The organism is Pseudomonas maumuensis (genome assembly GCF_019139675.1).
In the GTDB taxonomy this organism is placed as follows: Bacteria; Pseudomonadota; Gammaproteobacteria; order Pseudomonadales; family Pseudomonadaceae; genus Aquipseudomonas; species Aquipseudomonas maumuensis.
In genome coordinates, this window is sequence record NZ_CP077077.1 from 2106883 (window position 1) to 2123138 (window position 16256).

14 protein-coding genes are annotated in these 16256 nt (G+C 63.9%); all 14 read right to left on the bottom strand.

Annotated features, from left to right (window positions below; all coding sequences use genetic code 11):
* Positions 1 to 232: 232 nt before the first annotated feature.
* The gene (gene nuoN / locus KSS90_RS09720) at positions 233 to 1702 is read right to left on the bottom strand and encodes an NADH-quinone oxidoreductase subunit NuoN (RefSeq protein ID WP_038706426.1); all 1470 of its coding nucleotides are present in this window, start codon (positions 1700 to 1702) and stop codon (positions 233 to 235) included.
* Between the two features lie 7 nt (positions 1703 to 1709).
* Positions 1710 to 3242, bottom strand: coding sequence for an NADH-quinone oxidoreductase subunit M (nuoM, locus tag KSS90_RS09725; protein WP_217869183.1), 1533 nt, complete (start codon positions 3240 to 3242; stop codon positions 1710 to 1712).
* A gap of 40 nt (positions 3243 to 3282) precedes the next feature.
* Positions 3283 to 5136: an NADH-quinone oxidoreductase subunit L gene (nuoL, locus tag KSS90_RS09730; RefSeq protein WP_217869184.1), complete on the bottom strand. Its 1854-nt coding sequence runs from the start codon at positions 5134 to 5136 to the stop codon at positions 3283 to 3285.
* On the bottom strand, positions 5133 to 5441 hold the full coding sequence (nuoK, locus tag KSS90_RS09735; RefSeq protein WP_023631349.1) for an NADH-quinone oxidoreductase subunit NuoK: 309 nt from the start codon (positions 5439 to 5441) through the stop codon (positions 5133 to 5135). Before nuoK ends, nuoL begins: the two co-directional genes overlap by 4 nt.
* A gap of 3 nt (positions 5442 to 5444) precedes the next feature.
* Positions 5445 to 5945 (bottom strand): NADH-quinone oxidoreductase subunit J, encoded by a 501-nt coding sequence (nuoJ, locus tag KSS90_RS09740; RefSeq protein WP_023631348.1) that lies wholly within the window; start codon positions 5943 to 5945, stop codon positions 5445 to 5447.
* Between the two features lie 10 nt (positions 5946 to 5955).
* A complete protein-coding gene (gene nuoI, locus KSS90_RS09745; protein ID WP_003251442.1) occupies positions 5956 to 6504 on the bottom strand; it encodes an NADH-quinone oxidoreductase subunit NuoI in 549 nt (182 codons plus the stop codon).
* An 11-nt stretch (positions 6505 to 6515) separates the two neighbouring features.
* Positions 6516 to 7523, bottom strand: coding sequence for an NADH-quinone oxidoreductase subunit NuoH (nuoH, locus tag KSS90_RS09750; RefSeq protein WP_217869185.1), 1008 nt, complete (start codon positions 7521 to 7523; stop codon positions 6516 to 6518).
* Positions 7520 to 10234 (bottom strand): NADH-quinone oxidoreductase subunit NuoG, encoded by a 2715-nt coding sequence (gene nuoG, locus KSS90_RS09755; RefSeq protein ID WP_217869186.1) that lies wholly within the window; start codon positions 10232 to 10234, stop codon positions 7520 to 7522. Before nuoG ends, nuoH begins: the two co-directional genes overlap by 4 nt.
* Positions 10235 to 10366: 132 nt before the next feature.
* Positions 10367 to 11731, bottom strand: a complete 1365-nt coding sequence (nuoF, locus tag KSS90_RS09760; protein ID WP_217869187.1) for an NADH-quinone oxidoreductase subunit NuoF — start codon at positions 11729 to 11731, stop codon at positions 10367 to 10369.
* Positions 11728 to 12225 carry an NADH-quinone oxidoreductase subunit NuoE gene (nuoE, locus tag KSS90_RS09765; protein ID WP_012313767.1) on the bottom strand — a complete coding sequence of 166 codons (498 nt, stop codon included), beginning with the start codon at positions 12223 to 12225 and terminating at the stop codon, positions 11728 to 11730. The genes nuoF and nuoE overlap by 4 nt, the downstream gene beginning before the upstream one ends.
* A gap of 2 nt (positions 12226 to 12227) precedes the next feature.
* Positions 12228 to 14009: an NADH-quinone oxidoreductase subunit C/D gene (gene nuoC / locus KSS90_RS09770; RefSeq protein ID WP_217869188.1), complete on the bottom strand. Its 1782-nt coding sequence runs from the start codon at positions 14007 to 14009 to the stop codon at positions 12228 to 12230.
* A gap of 78 nt (positions 14010 to 14087) precedes the next feature.
* Positions 14088 to 14765, bottom strand: a complete 678-nt coding sequence (locus tag KSS90_RS09775) for a NuoB/complex I 20 kDa subunit family protein (RefSeq protein WP_008096180.1) — start codon at positions 14763 to 14765, stop codon at positions 14088 to 14090.
* Between the two features lie 9 nt (positions 14766 to 14774).
* Positions 14775 to 15188 (bottom strand): NADH-quinone oxidoreductase subunit A, encoded by a 414-nt coding sequence (locus KSS90_RS09780; RefSeq protein WP_028692461.1) that lies wholly within the window; start codon positions 15186 to 15188, stop codon positions 14775 to 14777.
* Between the two features lie 381 nt (positions 15189 to 15569).
* On the bottom strand, positions 15570 to 16232 hold the full coding sequence (locus KSS90_RS09785) for a lysoplasmalogenase (protein ID WP_217869189.1): 663 nt from the start codon (positions 16230 to 16232) through the stop codon (positions 15570 to 15572).
* Positions 16233 to 16256: the final 24 nt, after the last annotated feature.

The following is a 16256-nucleotide window of genomic DNA, read 5'->3' on the forward strand; positions in this document are numbered from 1 at the left end:
GGACGGGGTTCCAGATCGGGTGCGGGAGTCTGACGCTGCAAAGGGCAGACGAAGCACAGTGGTCGATCTGTAATAGCCATGGGGCTGCGTTGCAGCCCTTTCGCCGGCAAGCCGGCTCCCACAGGGATCGCTGTTGTTCTGTGGGAGCCGGCTTGCCGGCGAAAGGGACGCAAAGCGGCCCCAAAAAAGAACACCCCGCCGAGGCGGGGTGTCTTGTGTTGCTGTCAGCCGATCAACCGATCAGTTGCAATCCAGCCTGCTGAACCATCTCCAGCAGTGGCTGCGGGTACACGCCCAGCACGAAGGCCAGGATCGCGATGGCCAGCAGCATCACGCCGCCGGTGCGCTGTTCCCACTTCAGCGGGGCGTCGTGGCGACGCAGGTTCGGCTCGACCAGGTACAGGGTGACCATGACGCGCAGGTAGTAGTACACGCCGATGGCGCTGCCGATCACCAGGGCGCCGACCAGCCACCACAGGTGCGACTCGACGCCGGTGGCGATGATGTAGAACTTGCCGATGAAGCCTGCGGTCAGCGGGATACCGGCCAGCGACAGCATCATCACGGTCAGTACCGCGGTCAGGTACGGCCGGCGCCAGAACAGGCCGCGGTACTCGTACAGGGCGTCGGCGTCACGACCGGCGTACGGCGAGGACATCAGGGTGATCACGCCGAAGGCGCCGAGGCTGGTGATCACGTAGGTGACCAGGTACACGCCCATGGCTTCCAGGGCCAGGCCCTTGCTGGCGACCAGGGCGATGACCAGGTAGCCGAAGTGGGCGATGGACGAGTACCCGAGCAGGCGCTTGAGGTTGCTCTGGGTCAGCGCCAGCAGGTTGCCGATGATGATCGACGCCACGGCGATGACTGCCAGTACGGTGCTCAGCACGCCGCTGCTGGCGGCAGGGGAGAGCATGAACAGGCGTACGACCACGGCGAACACCGCGACCTTGCTGGCGGTGGCCAGGAACGCGGCGACTGGCGCCGGGGCGCCTTCGTACACGTCCGGGGTCCACAGGTGGAACGGCACCAGCGACAGCTTGAAGGCCAGGCCCACCAGCATCATGCCCAGGCCCAGCTGCGCCAGCAGGCTCGGCATGCTGGTGGCGGCGAGGGCCTTGCCCAGCTGGTCGAAGGTAAGGCTGCCGGCGTCGGCATACAGCAGCGCCATGCCGAACAGCAGGAAGGCGGAGCCGGCGGCCGACAGCACCATGTACTTGATGCCGGCTTCCAGCGAGCGCTTGTTGAAGAACGCATACGCCACCAAGCCGTAGACCGGTACCGACAGCAGCTCCAGGCCGATGAACAGGCCGGCCAGGTGGTTGGCGCTGACCAGCACCAGGCCACCCAGTGCCGACATCAGCAGCAGCAGGTACAGCTCTTCACGGTTGCCCGGGAAGCCTTTGGAGCCTTCGCCGAGATAGGCGTGGGCGAGGGTGACGCAGGCCAGGGTGGCCACCAGGATGATCGCCATGTACAGGCAGGCGAACTTGTCGATGGTCACCAGCGAAGTGACAGCCAGCGGTGCAACCTTGAGTGCCGGCAGGATCGACAGCAGGGCCAGGTTCAGGCCCACGGTGGACAGCAGGAAGGTCTGCGAGTGGTTGCGCTTCCAGGCGATCGCCAGCATCACCACCACCGTGGTGATGGTGGTGATCAGCATCGGCGCCAATGCGATGAAGTGTTGAGTGGTGAATTCCATAGCGCTCTTACCGGGCCGAAGCGAGTTGAGTGAAAGCGGAACCGAGCCACTGCTGCACACCGCTCATGGTGGCGGCAGAGGTGTCGAGGAACGGCTGCGGATACACGCCCAGCAGGATCAAGAGGCCAGCCAGGCCCAGCACCATGATCAGCTCGCGACTGTCCATGCCGGCCAGCACGGTATCGCTCTTGCTTGGGCCGAAGTAGGCGCGGTGGATCATGATCAGCGAGTAGACCGAACCGAACACAAGGCCGGTGGTGGCGATTACGGTGATCCATGGCACATGGGCGAAGCTGCCGATCAGGATCAGGAACTCACCAACGAAGTTACCGGTGCCTGGCAGGCCCAGCGACGCGGCGGCGAAGAACAGGCTGATGGCCGGCAGGTACGCGATGCGGTGCCACAGGCCACCCATCTGGCGCATGTCACGGGTGTGCAGGCGCTCGTACAGCTGGCCGGACAGGATGAACAGCGCGGCGGCCGACAGGCCGTGGGCCAGCATCTGGATCACCGCGCCTTGCAGGGCCTGCTGGCTGCCGGAGTAGATACCGATCAGCACGAAGCCCATGTGCGAGACGCTGGAGAAGGCGATCAGGCGCTTGATGTCGGTTTGCGCGAAGGCCAGGAAGGCACCGTAGAAGATACCGATCAGGCCGAGGGTCATGGCGATCGGCGCGAACTCGGCCGAGGCGTTCGGGAACAGCGGCAGGGCGAAGCGCAGCAGGCCGTAGGCCGCGGTCTTCAGCAGGATACCGGCGAGGTCCACGGAACCGGCGGTCGGCGCCTGGGCGTGGGCATCAGGCAGCCAGGAGTGGAACGGCACCACCGGCAGCTTCACCGCGAAGGCGATGAAGAAGCCCAGCATCAGGATGTATTCGATGCCAGCCGGCAGCTCGGCCTTGAGCAGGTCGCTGTAGTTGAAGGTGATCACGCCGGTGCTGTTGTAGTTGACCAGCACCAGGCCGAGGATCGCCACCAGCATGATCAGGCCGCTGGCCTGGGTGAAGATGAAGAACTTGGTCGCCGCGTAGATCCGGGTCTTCTTGCCATCGGCCGAGCTGTGACCCCAGAGCGCGATGAGGAAGTACATCGGCACCAGCATCATTTCCCAGAAGAAGAAGAACAGGAACAGGTCCAGGGCCAGGAACACACCGACCACGCCGCCGAGGATCCACATCAGGTTGAGGTGGAAGAAGCCGACGTGGCGCTGGATCTCTTTCCACGAGCACAGCACCGACAGCACGCCGAGCAGGCCGGTAAGCAGGATCATCAGCAGCGACAGGCCATCGAGGGCCAGGTGGATGCTGATGCCGAAGCGCTTGATCCACTCGACCTTGTATTCGAGGGCCCAGGCCGGTTCGGCGCCCGGCGCCGGAGCCAGGGTGTAGTTGCCGTTCGCCCACAGCCACAGGCCGATGCCGAGCAGCAGGGACATGGTCAGCAGCGCGATCCAGCGCGGCAGGGTGGAGCCGAAGCGCTCACCCAGCCAGCACAGGAAGCCGCCGATGAAGGGGATCAGGATCAGCCAAGGCAAAATCATGACGGGTTGGTTTCCTTTGGCAAAGTCGCAAGATTCATGGTCATACCGCGGCCACTACCACGGCACCGAGTACCAGTACGGCACCGACGGCGATCGAAGCGGTGTACCAGCGCAGCTGGCCGGTCTCGGTCTTGCTCATGGCGACGTGACCGCCGCGAGCCAGGCGAGGAATGAGGCCGATGCTGCGGTCAACCGGATCCTTGCGCAGGATGTGGCTGATCAGCAGGTAAGGTTTGACGAAGAGCTTGTCGTAGATCCAGTCGAAGCCCCAGGCGGCGAACCACCAGGCCGACAGGACGCGACCGATACCACTGTTGGCGATCGCGGTGACCAGGCGACGCTTGCCCAGGAACAGCAGGGCCGACAGCAGGATACCGGCGATGGCGATGGCGCCCGAGGCGATTTCCAGCGAGTGCTTGGCTTCGCCACCGGCGTGGCCGGCGCTTTCAGGCAGCACGCCTGCCAGTGGCGGGTGGATCCAGGCGCCGACGAAGGTCGACAGCACGATCAGCACGCCCAGCGGCAGCCAGTGGCTGATGCCGTGGCCGGCGTGGGCTTCGGTCTTGGCTTCGCCGTGGAAGGCGATGAAGATCAGGCGGAAGGTGTACAGCGAGGTCATGAACGCGCCGACCAGGCCGGCGTACAGCAGGCCGCTGTTGCCGCTGGCGAAGGCTTCCCAGAGGATCTCGTCCTTGGAGTAGAAGCCGACGGTCAGGATCGGCAGCGCGGCCAGGGCGGCGCCACCGACCACGAAGCTGGCGTAGGCCAGCGGCAGCTTCTTCCACAGGCCGCCCATCTTGAAGATGTTCTGCTCATGGTGGCAGGCAACGATCACCGCACCCGAAGCAAGGAACAGCAGGGCCTTGAAGAAGGCGTGGGTCATCAGGTGGAAGATCGCCGCGTCCCAGGCGCCGACGCCCAGGGCCAGGAACATGTAGCCGATCTGGCTCATGGTCGAGTAGGCGAGGATACGCTTGATGTCGGTCTGCACCAGGGCGGCGAAGCCGGCCAGGACCAGGGTCACGCCGCCCACCACGCCGACCAGGTGCAGCACGTCCGGCGCCAGCAGGAACAGGCCGTTGGTACGGGCGATCAGGTATACGCCCGCGGTCACCATGGTGGCGGCGTGGATCAGTGCCGAAACCGGGGTCGGGCCGGCCATCGCGTCGGCCAGCCAGGTCTGCAGCGGCAGCTGAGCCGATTTGCCGACCGCGCCACCCAGCAGCATCAGGGTGGCCAGGACCATCCAGGTGTCACCGGCCTGGAACTTCTGCGGTGCCAGCACCAGCAGTTCCTGCACGTTCAGGGTACCCAGCTGGACGAACAGGATGAACAGGCCGATGGCCATGAACACGTCGCCGATACGGGTGACGATGAACGCCTTGAGTGCCGCGTTACCGTTGTTGCGGTTGCTGTAGTAGAAACCGATCAACAGGTACGAGCACAGGCCCACGCCTTCCCAGCCGAAGTAGATGAACAGTAGGTTGTCGCCCAGCACCAGGAACAGCATGCTGGCGATGAACAGGTTGGTGTACGAGAAGAAGCGCGAGTAGCCGGCTTCGCCACGCATGTACCAGGAGGCGAACAAGTGGATCAGGAAGCCTACGCCGGTGACCACGCCCAGCATGGTGACCGACAGGCCATCCACGTACAGGGTGAAGTTCGGCGCGAAGCCGTCCACCGACATCCACTGCCACAGCAGCTGGCTGTACGCGCCGCCTTCAGGCGGGGCGACGTTGAACTGCCAGATCACGTAGGCGGCGGTGGCCGCCGACAGACCGACCGAGCCGACGCCGACCAGCGCCGACAGGTTCTCGGACCAGCGACCGCGCGAGAACGACAGCAGCAGGAAGCCGATCAGGGGGAATACGAACGTCAGGAAGATAAGGTTCATCCGCGCATCTCACTGGCAGCATCGATGTCGAGAGTGTGGAAGCGGCGATACAGCTGCAGCAGGATCGCCAGGCCAATGCTGGCCTCGGCGGCTGCCAGGCTGATCACCAGAATGAACATCACCTGGCCGTCGGGCTGGACCCAACGGGCACCGGCGACGATGAACGCCAGGGCAGCGGCGTTCATCATGACTTCCAGGCTCATGAGCACGAAGAGAATGTTGCGGCGGACCATCAGGCCAACCAGACCTAAGCAGAACAGGATGCCGGCGACCGCCAGACCATGCTCGAGAGGGATAGCACCCATGATTTACTCCTTCGCCTCGTTGCGGCCCAGGTGGAAGGCGGTGACGGCTGCCGCGAGCAGCAGCATCGAGGCCAGTTCGACCACCAGCAGGTAAGGGCCGAACAGGCTGATGCCGACCTCTTTGGCGCTGACGGTGGTACCGCTGATGGCAGCGCCCGACGGGGTGACGAACAGCACGTAGAGCAGCTCCAGCAGCAGCAGGGCGGCGAGGATCACCGGCCCGGCCCAGATGCCGGGCTTGAGCCAGCCGCGCTCCTGGGCGACCGAGGCCGGCCCGAGGTTGAGCATCATCACCACGAAGACGAACAGCACCATGATGGCGCCGGCGTAGGCGATCACTTCCAGGGCACCGGCGAAGGGCGCACCGAGGGAGAAGAAGATCATCGCCACGGAAATCAGCGAGATGATCAGGTAGAGCAGGGCATGCACCGGGTTGGTGCCGGTCACCACGCGCAGCGTGGAGACAACGGCGACACCGGATGCGAAGTAGAAAGCGAATTCCATCTTTCTGTCCTTATGGGAGCAAGCTCTTCACGTTGATCGGCTCGGCTTCGTTCTGTGCAGAGCCCTTCGGCTTGCCAGCGATCGCCATACCCGCAACACGGTAGAAGTTGTAGTCAGGGTTCTTGCCGGGGCCGGAGATCAGCAGATCTTCTTTCTCGTACACCAGGTCCTGACGCTTGAACTCGGCCATTTCGAAATCCGGAGTCAGCTGGATCGCGGTGGTCGGGCACGCTTCTTCACACAGGCCGCAGAAGATGCAACGCGAGAAGTTGATGCGGAAGAACTCGGGGTACCAACGGCCGTCCTCGGTCTCGGCCTTCTGCAGCGAGATGCAGCCGACCGGGCAGGCCACCGCGCAGAGGTTGCACGCCACGCAGCGCTCCTCGCCGTCGGGGTCGCGGGTGAGGACGATGCGGCCACGGTAGCGCGGCGGCAGGTACACGGGTTCTTCGGGGTACTGCAGGGTGTCGCGCTTGCGGAACCCGTGGGAGAACACCATTGCCAGGCTGCGCAGCTGGGTGCCGGTGCCCTTAACGATGTCGCCGATATACTTGAACATGGGTCAAATCCTCACTGGGCCGCGACGGCTGGCGTGTTGTAGAGCACGATCGCAGCGGTCACCAGCAAATTGATCAGGGTCAGCGGCAGGCAGAACTTCCAGCTGAAGTCCATCACTTGGTCATAGCGTGGGCGCGGGATCGAGGCGCGCAGCAGGATGAACAGCATGATGAAGAACGCGGTCTTCAGGGCGAACCAGAAGAACGGCAGCTGCGGCAGCAGGTCGAACGGACCGTGCCAGCCACCGAAGAACAGGGTCACCAGCAGCGCCGAGATGAGGATGATGCCGATGTATTCACCGACGAAGAACATGCCCCATTTCATGCCGGCGTATTCGATGTGGTAGCCGTCGGCCAGTTCCTGTTCCGCTTCCGGCTGGTCGAACGGGTGACGGTGGGTCACGGCGACGCCAGCGATGAAGAAGGTGCAGAAGCCGAAGAACTGCGGAATGATGAACCACAGGTTCTGGGCCTGGTAGTCAACGATGTCGCGCATGTTGAACGAACCCACCTGCACCACCACGCCCATCAGCGCCAGGCCCAGGAACACTTCGTACGACACGGTCTGCGCCGAAGCGCGCAGGCTGCCGAGCAGGGCGTACTTGTTGTTCGACGACCAGCCGGCGAACAGCACGGCGTAGACCGACAGGCCGGCCATGGCGAAGAAGAACAGCAGGCCGATGTTCAGGTCGGCCACGCCCCAGCCCGGGGTGATCGGGATGATCGAGAAGCCGATCAGCAGGGCGCTCATGGCCACGACCGGTGCCAGGGTGAAGATCATCTTGTCGACGAAGGGCGGGTTCCAGTCTTCCTTGAAGAACATCTTCAGCATGTCGGCGGCGATCTGGAACATGCCGAACGGGCCGACACGGTTCGGACCGTAGCGGTCCTGCCACCAGCCCAGCAGGCGACGCTCGACGAAGCTGAGCAGCGCGCCGCAGACCACCACGGCCAGCAGCACCACGATGGCCTTGACGACCTGAATGATCACGTCGATCACTTCGGGGGTGAACCAGCTCATTGTGCTGCCTCCTGCAGGCCTTCGACGGCTGCACCGAAGATGGCGGGCGGAATGCCGGCCAGGCCTTTGGGCAACGCAACCAGGCCAGCGCCCAGCTCTTCATTGATACGCAGCGGCAGGCGCAGCGACACGCCGGCCACGTTCAGGCTCAGCATCGCGCCGTCGTTGACGCCCAGGCGGTCGGCTTCGGACTTGGCCAGGCCGACGTAGGCGGCCGGAATGCGCTCCTGCACCGGGGCGGCGCGGGAGGAGGACTCTTCGCTGCCGAACAGGTGGAAGAACGGTACCGCGGTCCAGGTGCCGCGAGCCGGGTTGAACGCGCCGGGGATGGCGCTGAACCAGTTCAGGCGGTCACCTTGCGATTCGATCAGGCGTACGCCCGGGTCACCGGCACGCAGGTGGCCACCGACCTCGTCCTGGAACTTGTTCCAGGCTTGCGGCGAGTTCCAGCCCGGCGACCAGGCGAACGGCACCTGCTGACGCGGTTCGGCCGAGCCCGAGTAGCCTTCCATGGAGAAGGCGAACGCGGTGTCCTTGTCCTGCGGGGTACGCGGCTCATGCACGCTGATGTTGGCGCGCATGGCGGTACGGCCGGAGTAGCGCAGCGGCTCGCGGGCCAGTTTCATGCCCTTGATGCGGAACGCGGCGCTTGGCGCTGCGTTGACGATGCCGGCCAGTTGCGGGGCGGCTTCGGCGCAGGCGCTGGTGACGTGGTCCAGCTGGGTCCAGTCCACCGGCTTGTTGAGCAGGGTCGCACGCAGGGCGTGCATCCAGCGCCAGCCTTCGTGGATCTGGATGCTGCTGTCCAGGTATTGCGGGTCGAACACCTGGAAGAAGCGCTGGGCACGGCCTTCCTGGCTGACCAGGGTGCCGTCGCCTTCGGCGAACGAGGCGGCCGGCAGCACCAGGTGGGCGCGGTCGACAGTCGGGGTTTTCGAGTGGTCGGCGACGATCACCACCTTGGCCGCGGCCAGGGCCGCATCGACCTTGGCGGCCGGTACTCGGGCGTACAGGTCGTTTTCCAGCACGACGATGGCGTCGGCCTTGCCACTGATCACCGCGTCCAGCGCAGCGTCGATGGACTCACCGCCCATCATCGCCATGCCGAGGCTGTTGGCCTCAGGCACGACCAGGCTCAGCGAACCGTTCTTCTCGCGCAGCTTGAGGGCCTTGGCGATGTTGGCGGCGGCTTCGATCAGCGCAGGATCGGCCAGCGAGGTACCGGCGACGACCAGTGGGCGCTGGGCAGCGACCAGGGCGTCGGCGATGCGCTGGGCCAGGGCCTTGGCTTCAGTGTCCAGACCTTCGACGGCAGGGGCGCTCGGGTCGATGGCGTGGGCCACGGCGAAACCGATGCGGGCGAGGTCGGCGGGAGCGGCGTGTACACACTCTTCGGCCACGTCATCCAGCTTGGTTTCAGCCAGCGAAGCGATGAACAACGGGTACAGCGCGTGCTGGCCGATGTTCTTCACCGCGGCGTCCAGCCAAGGCTGCACGCGCATGGCGTCGGCCATGGCCTCGGCCTTGCCCTTGGTGGCCTGGCGCACGGCCAGGGCGACACGGGCGGCGGTCTGGGTCAGGTCTTCGCCGAGCACGAACACGGCGTCGTGGTCTTCGATGTCGCGCAGGGTCGGCACCGGCAGCGGGCTGTGGTTCAGCACGTTCAGCGCCAGGCGCACGCGGGCCAGTTCGCCTGCTTCCATGCCGGAGTAGAAGTACTCGGCACCGACCAGCTCACGCAGGCCGTAGTTGCTCTCGAGGCTGGCGCGCGGCGAGCCGATACCGACGATGGTGCGACCGCGCAGCAGGTCGGCGGCCTTGTCCAGGGCGGCGTCGAGGGACAGCTTGGTGCCATCGGCCAGGTGTGGCTGGCGCGGACGATCCTTGCGGTTGACGTAGCCATAGCCGAAGCGGCCACGGTCGCACAGGAAGTACTGGTTCACCGAGCCGTTGAAGCGGTTCTCGATGCGGCGCAGTTCGCCGTAGCGCTCACCCGGGCTGATGTTGCAACCGCTGGAGCAGCCATGGCAGATGCTTGGGGCGAACTGCATGTCCCACTTGCGGTTGTAGCGCTCGGAGTGGGTCTTGTCGGTGAATACACCGGTCGGGCAGACCTCGGTGAGGTTGCCGGAGAACTCGCTTTCCAGCACGCCGTCTTCGACGCGACCGAAGTACACGTTGTCGTGGGCGCCGTATACGCCCAGGTCGGTGCCGCCGGCGTAGTCCTTGTAGTAGCGCACGCAGCGGTAGCAGGCGATGCAGCGGTTCATCTCATGGGCGATGAACGGGCCGAGGTCCTGATTCTGGTGGGTACGCTTGGTGAAACGGTAGCGGCGCTCGTTGTGGCCGGTCATTACCGTCATGTCCTGCAGGTGGCAGTGACCGCCTTCCTCGCACACCGGGCAGTCGTGCGGGTGGTTGGTCATCAGCCATTCGACGACGCTGGCGCGGAACGCCTTGGACTCTTCGTCTTCGATGGAGATCCAGGTGCCGTCGGAGGCAGGGGTCATGCAGGACATGACGATACGACCACGGGTGTCGTTCTCGTCGGTGTACTGCTTGACCGCACACTGCCGACAGGCACCGACGCTACCGAGCGCCGGGTGCCAGCAGAAATAGGGGATATCGAGGCCGAGTGACAGACACGCCTGTAACAGGTTGTCCGCACCGTTGACTTCGAGCGCTTTGCCGTCTACGTGGATAGTGGCCATTGTTCAAAGTTCTTCGTTGGCCCGCGTGAGCGGGCGTGGCTAATGGAAATCTGTAAGCCTGTGGCACGCCACGCTTCATGCGGGCCGGCCTGCAGGCTGGCGGGTGGCACGGACCACCCGCGTTCTATCTTTTTATGCGCCGACCACAATCGGCTTCGCCAGGTTCGGGCGCAGAGTGTCGGTAGCAGTTGCTGGCGCGACACCGGCCTCGAACTCCGAGCGGAAATACTTGATGGCACTGCCCAATGGCTCGACGGCACCCGGTGCGTGAGCACAGAAGGTACGGCCTGGGCCGAGGAAGTTGACCAGACCCAGCAGGGTCTCGATGTCTTCGGCGCGGCCCTGGCCTTTCTCCAGGGCGCGGAGCATCTTCACGCTCCATGGCAGGCCGTCGCGGCACGGGGTACACCAGCCGCACGACTCGCGGGCGAAGAACTCTTCCATGTTGCGCAGCAGCGACACCATGTTGACGCTGTCGTCCACCGCCATGGCCAGGCCGGTACCCATACGGGTGCCGACCTTGGCGATGCCACCGGCATACATCTGCGCATCGAGGTGCTCGGGCAGCAGGAAACCGGTACCGGCGCCGCCTGGCTGCCAGCACTTGAGCTTGAAGCCGTCGCGCATGCCGCCGGCGTAGTCTTCGAACAGCTCGCGGGCGGTGACGCCGAACGGCAGCTCCCACAGACCCGGGTTCTTCACCTTGCCGGAGAAGCCCATCAGCTTGGTGCCGTGGTCTTCACTGCCTTCGCGGGCCAGCGACTTGTACCAGTCGTTGCCGTTGGCGACGATGGCCGGCACGTTGCACAGGGTCTCGACGTTGTTCACGCACGTCGGCTTGCCCCATACGCCAACGGCGGCAGGGAAGGGCGGCTTGGAGCGCGGGTTGGCGCGGCGGCCTTCGAGCGAGTTGATCAGCGCGGTTTCTTCACCGCAGATGTAGCGCCCGGCACCGGTGTGTACGAACAGTTCGAAGTCGAAACCGGAACCTAGGATGTTCTTGCCCAGCAGGCCGGCGGCCTTGGCTTCGTCGATGGCACGGTTGAGGTTCTTCGCCGCAGTGGTGTATTCGCCACGCAGGAAGATGTAGCCACGGTAGGCCTTCAGGGCGCGGGCGCTGATCAGCATGCCCTCGACCAGCAGATGGGGCTGTTGCTCCATCAGCATGCGGTCCTTCCAGGTGTTGGGCTCCATTTCGTCCGCGTTGCACAGCAGGTAGCGGATGTTCATGGATTCGTCTTTGGGCATCAGGCCCCACTTCACGCCAGTGGGGAAGCCTGCGCCGCCACGGCCTTTGAGGCCGGAGTCCTTGACGCTCTGCACGATGTCGTCGGCGGACATGTCGGCCAGTGCCTTGCGGGCAGCGGCGTAGCCGTTCTTCGATTCGTACTCGGTCAGCCAGACCGGCTCGCCGTCGTCGCGCAGGCGCCAGGTCAGCGGGTGGGTTTCGGCGGTGCGCGCAATGCGGTTGGCCGGGCCGAAGGAAGTGATGGTCATACGTAACCCTCCAGCAGCTTGGAGACGCCGGCAGGTTGCACGTCGCCAAAGGTGTCGTCGTCGATCATCAGCGCCGGGGCCTTGTCGCAGTTACCCAGGCAGCACACCGGCAGCAGGGTGAAGCGGCCATCGGCGGTGGTCTGGCCGAGGCCGATGCCCAGCTCGCTCTGGATCTGGCTGACCACCGACTCGTGGCCGCCGATGTAGCAGACCATGCTGTCGCACACACGGATGATGTGGCGGCCAACCGGCTGGCGGAAGATCTGGCTGTAGAAGGTGGCCACGCCCTCGACGTCGCTGGCGGGGATGCCCAGCACTTCGCCGATGGCGTAGATGGCGCCGTCCGGCACCCAGCCGCGCTCTTTCTGCACGATCTTCAGGGCTTCGATGGACGCCGCGCGCGGGTCTTCGTAGTGGTGCATCTCGTGCTCGATGGCCGAGCGCTCGGTTTCGCTCAGGGCGAAACGGTCGGTTTGGATAAGCGTGCTGTTCATGCTTAGCGGTCCACGTCAGCCATAACGAAGTCGATACTGCCCAGGTACGCGATCAGGTCCGCGACCATGCTGCCTTTGATCACCGAAGGGATCTGCTGCAGGTGCGGGTAGCTCGGGGTACGGATCCGGGTGCGGTAGCTCATGGTGCCGCCATCGCTCGTCAGGTAGTAACTGTTGATGCCCTTGGTCGCCTCGATCATCTGGAACGACTCGTTGGCCGGCATGACCGGGCCCCACGAGACTTGCAGGAAGTGGGTGATCAGGGTCTCGATGTGCTGCAGGGTGCGCTCTTTCGGCGGCGGCGTGGTCAGCGGGTGGTCCGCCTTGTACGGGCCTTCCGGCATATTGCGCAGGCACTGGTCGATGATGCGGATACTCTGGCGCATCTCCTCGACACGGACCATGCAGCGATCGTAGGCATCGCCGTTGTGGGCCAGCGGTACTTCGAATTCGAAGTTCTCGTAGCCGGAGTAGGGGCGGGCTTTACGCAGGTCGAAGTCGCAACCGGTGGAACGCAGGCCGGCACCGGTGGTGCCCCATTCCAGGGCCTCTTTGGTGTTGTAGGCGGCAACGCCGATGGTACGGCCCTTGAGGATGCTGTTCTGCAGGGCCGCCTTGGTGTACTCGTCGAGGCGCTTGGGCAGCCATTCGACGAAGTCCTTGACCAGCTTGTCCCAGCCGCGCGGCAGGTCGTGGGCGACGCCACCGATGCGGTACCAGGCCGGATGCAGGCGGAAACCGGTGATGGCTTCGATCACGGTGTAGGCGCGCTGGCGGTCGGTGAAGGTGAAGAACACCGGGGTCATGGCGCCGACGTCCTGGATATAGGTACCCAGGAACAGCAGGTGGCTGGTGATGCGGAAGAATTCGGCGAGCATGATGCGGATCACGTCGACCTTCTGCGGCACCTGGATGCCGGCCAGCTTCTCTACCGCCAGTACGTACGGCAGGTTGTTCATCACCCCGCCGAGGTAGTCGATACGGTCGGTGTAGGGGATGAAGCTGTGCCACGACTGACGCTCGGCCATCTTCTCGGCGCCACGGTGGTGGTAGCCGATGTCCGGGACGCAGTCGACGATCTCTTCACCGTCCAGCTGCAGGACGATACGGAAGGCACCGTGGGCCGAAGGGTGGTTGGGGCCGAGGTTGAGGAACATGTAGTCCTCGTTGGCGCCCGAACGCTTCATGCCCCAGGCTTCCGGGTTGAAGCGTGCCGATTCCTCTTCAAGCTGCTGCTTGGCCAGGGTCAGGCTGTAGGGGTCGAATTCGGTGGCGCGGGCCGGGTAGTCCTTGCGCAGCGGGTGACCTTCCCAGGTCGGCGGCATCATGATGCGGCTCAGGTGCGGGTGGCCGGCGAAATCGATGCCGAACATGTCCCACACTTCACGCTCGTACCAGTTGGCGTTGGGCCAGATACCGGTGACGGTCGGCAGGTTGAGGTCGCCTTCGCTCAGCGACACCTTGATCATCACGTCGCTGTTACGCTCGACCGACAGCAGGTGGTAGAACACGCTGAAGTCGGCAGCCGGCAGGCCGCGGCGCTGGGTGCGCAGGCGCTCGTCGACGCCGTGCAGGTCGTACAGCATGCTGTAGGGCTTGGCGACGTTGCGCAGGAAGGTGAGGATTTCTTTGAGCTGGGCACGCTTTACCCACAGTACCGGCATGCCGGTGCGGGTTTCCTGGGCGACGAAAGCGTCGGCGCCGAATCGGTTGTGCAGTTCGACGACCACATCCTGGTCGTCAGCCTTGTAAGGCGGAATATAAATAGCGTTGTCCGCTGTCATGGTCTCGGTCGCTTTGGGTCAACGTTAAGAATGAAGCCAGGCCGCCGGCTCCTGGGGAGCGGGCGGCAGGTCGCTGGATCAGACTTCGTCGGGGCTGCGCAGGTTGGTTACCGCGATACGCTGTTCGCGACGCAGATCTTTCTGGGCAGGCATCTCGGCACGGTAGATGCCTTGATCGCCGACAACCCAGGAAAGCGGGCGTCGCTCCTGGCCGATCGACTCCTGCAGCAACATCAAGCCTTGCAGGAACGCTTCGGGGCGCGGCGGGCAGCCAGGCACGTACACGTCCACGGGGAGGAACTTGTCGACCCCCTGAACGACCGAGTAGATGTCGTACATGCCGCCGGAGTTGGCGCACGAGCCCATGGAGATGACCCACTTGGGTTCGAGCATCTGCTCGTACAGGCGCTGGATGATCGGCGCCATCTTCACGAAGCAGGTGCCGGCGATGACCATGAAGTCGGCCTGGCGCGGCGATGCCCGGATGACTTCGGCGCCGAAGCGCGCGATGTCGTGGGGCGCCGTGAAGGCCGTGGTCATTTCCACGTAGCAGCAGGACAGGCCGAAGTTGTACGGCCAGAGGGAGTTCTTGCGACCCCAGTTGACCGCGCCACGCAGCACATCCTCGAGTTTCCCCATGTAGATGTTCTTGTGGACCTGGTCTTCCAGCAGTTGATCGGTGACGGTTTCCCGTTCACCGACCGGATACTGCTCGTTGGGTGCGTCCGGATCGATTCTGGTGAGATTGTATTGCATGCCAAAGCCTCATTGTTTCAGCTTCGCTTGCCGCTTGCGGCGACCTTCGGGAGCCCAATCGAGCGCCCCGACGCGCCATAGGTAGACAAGACCTGCCAACAGAATTGCTATGAAAATGAGAGCTTCGACGAATCCGGTCCAGCCGCTTTCGCGGACGGACACAGACCATGCATACAGGAAGAGGGCTTCGATATCGAAGATCACGAAGAGCATCGCGACCAGATAGAATTTGGCGGACAGGCGCAGGCGGGCGCTGCCGACGGGCAGCATGCCGGATTCGAAGGGTTCGTTCTTGGCGCGACCCCAGGCCTTGCTACCGAGCAGGCTGGACAGGCCGAGCATGAAGGCACACAGGCCGACGACACCCAGGAGGAAGATGGCAAAGCCCCAGTTGTGGGCGATGAGTCCTGCCGAATCGGACATGCTAGAAATCCTTATACAGAGACCCAGCTCTGCAGTCTGAAATAAAGTAGAGCGGCGACGTGGTGTCGCAGACGCAGTGACCAAATGTCGCAGCTGAATCAATCGCGCTGATTTTATGGGTAAACCCAGTGCAAGTAAAATTTCCGTTGCAAATTTATTCGTAGGTTTAAGAACAAAAATCTTTCGTAACTGGCTGAAAGCCTTGAATTTCGGGCATTGCGCGCGGATTTGTTAATTATGTTTCTTACCCGGCGTAATGACTGGCTAGTTGCGTAATGATAATTAATATCATTTAACCTGAGCTGTACTGTTTTAGCTGTTCTGGGTCTTGCAAAGTTCATCTGCCGATTTGCCCACTTGCAAATGCGAAAAACTCTCGTTCTAGCAGCTTCCGGCGCTATGCGTACCGCTCTGGATCAATACTTTGGCGCTTGCACTGCGGCCGACCGACGCGGCAATGAGCCACTGGCCGAGCCAGTAGGACAGGATGATCAAGTACTCGGCGGCGGCGAATGGGCTGACGAAGCGGTCGATGCCGATCAGGCTGTCCGAGAAGACGAATGCGCAGGCACCCACGGCGGCGAGGCCGCCACAGGCCAGGGAACGCCAGAGCATGGCGCCGATGGCCAGGGCATAGAGTGCCACCGGGATCAGCAGTGGGCCCAGGCCGTGGCTGGCGAGCAGGCCGAACAGCGAGCCGCCCACCATCAAGGCGAACGCCAGGGCAGGGTAGGCTGGGCGCCGCGTGAGGCTGCAATAGCCGCGCAGGTAGGCCAAGTGTGCGCAGAGAAACGCGCCAAGACCGAACACGAACAGGTCGCGGGGGATTGCCAGGAGAATGTCGCCGAGCACCGAGAAGGCCAGGCCGAGAATGATCCAGCGGCGATAGGGTGTGGCGGGGGAGGTGCTCAGCCAGGCAATCAGGGCGAGTACCGGAATGGGTTTGACCAGCAGACCAAGCAGGGCGTTGTCGCTGGCCAGCGCGTATAGATAGAAGGCGGCGGCAGCGACGGCGAGGGTGAGCAGGTGGCCAGGGCGGGGCATGGGCAGTCCTTGCTATGGGGTAGC

What these genes read in the sequence shown, in the direction of transcription:
- nuoG (WP_217869186.1), bottom strand. Translation starts at nt 10,234, where the DNA reads ATGGCCACTATCCACGTAGACGGCAAAGCGCTCGAAGTCAACGGTGCG.
- nuoH (WP_217869185.1), bottom strand. Translation starts at nt 7,523, where the DNA reads ATGAGCTGGTTCACCCCCGAAGTGATCGACGTGATCATTCAGGTCGTC.
- nuoJ (WP_023631348.1), bottom strand. Translation starts at nt 5,945, where the DNA reads ATGGAATTCGCTTTCTACTTCGCATCCGGTGTCGCCGTTGTCTCCACG.
- nuoF (WP_217869187.1), bottom strand. Translation starts at nt 11,731, where the DNA reads ATGACCATCACTTCCTTCGGCCCGGCCAACCGCATTGCGCGCACCGCC.
- nuoC (WP_217869188.1), bottom strand. Translation starts at nt 14,009, where the DNA reads ATGACAGCGGACAACGCTATTTATATTCCGCCTTACAAGGCTGACGAC.
- nuoI (WP_003251442.1), bottom strand. Translation starts at nt 6,504, where the DNA reads ATGTTCAAGTATATCGGCGACATCGTTAAGGGCACCGGCACCCAGCTG.
- KSS90_RS09785 (WP_217869189.1), bottom strand. Translation starts at nt 16,232, where the DNA reads ATGCCCCGCCCTGGCCACCTGCTCACCCTCGCCGTCGCTGCCGCCGCC.
- nuoN (WP_038706426.1), bottom strand. Translation starts at nt 1,702, where the DNA reads ATGGAATTCACCACTCAACACTTCATCGCATTGGCGCCGATGCTGATC.
- KSS90_RS09775 (WP_008096180.1), bottom strand. Translation starts at nt 14,765, where the DNA reads ATGCAATACAATCTCACCAGAATCGATCCGGACGCACCCAACGAGCAG.
- nuoL (WP_217869184.1), bottom strand. Translation starts at nt 5,136, where the DNA reads ATGAACCTTATCTTCCTGACGTTCGTATTCCCCCTGATCGGCTTCCTG.
- nuoM (WP_217869183.1), bottom strand. Translation starts at nt 3,242, where the DNA reads ATGATTTTGCCTTGGCTGATCCTGATCCCCTTCATCGGCGGCTTCCTG.
- nuoE (WP_012313767.1), bottom strand. Translation starts at nt 12,225, where the DNA reads ATGAACAGCACGCTTATCCAAACCGACCGTTTCGCCCTGAGCGAAACC.
- nuoK (WP_023631349.1), bottom strand. Translation starts at nt 5,441, where the DNA reads ATGGGTGCTATCCCTCTCGAGCATGGTCTGGCGGTCGCCGGCATCCTG.
- KSS90_RS09780 (WP_028692461.1), bottom strand. Translation starts at nt 15,188, where the DNA reads ATGTCCGATTCGGCAGGACTCATCGCCCACAACTGGGGCTTTGCCATC.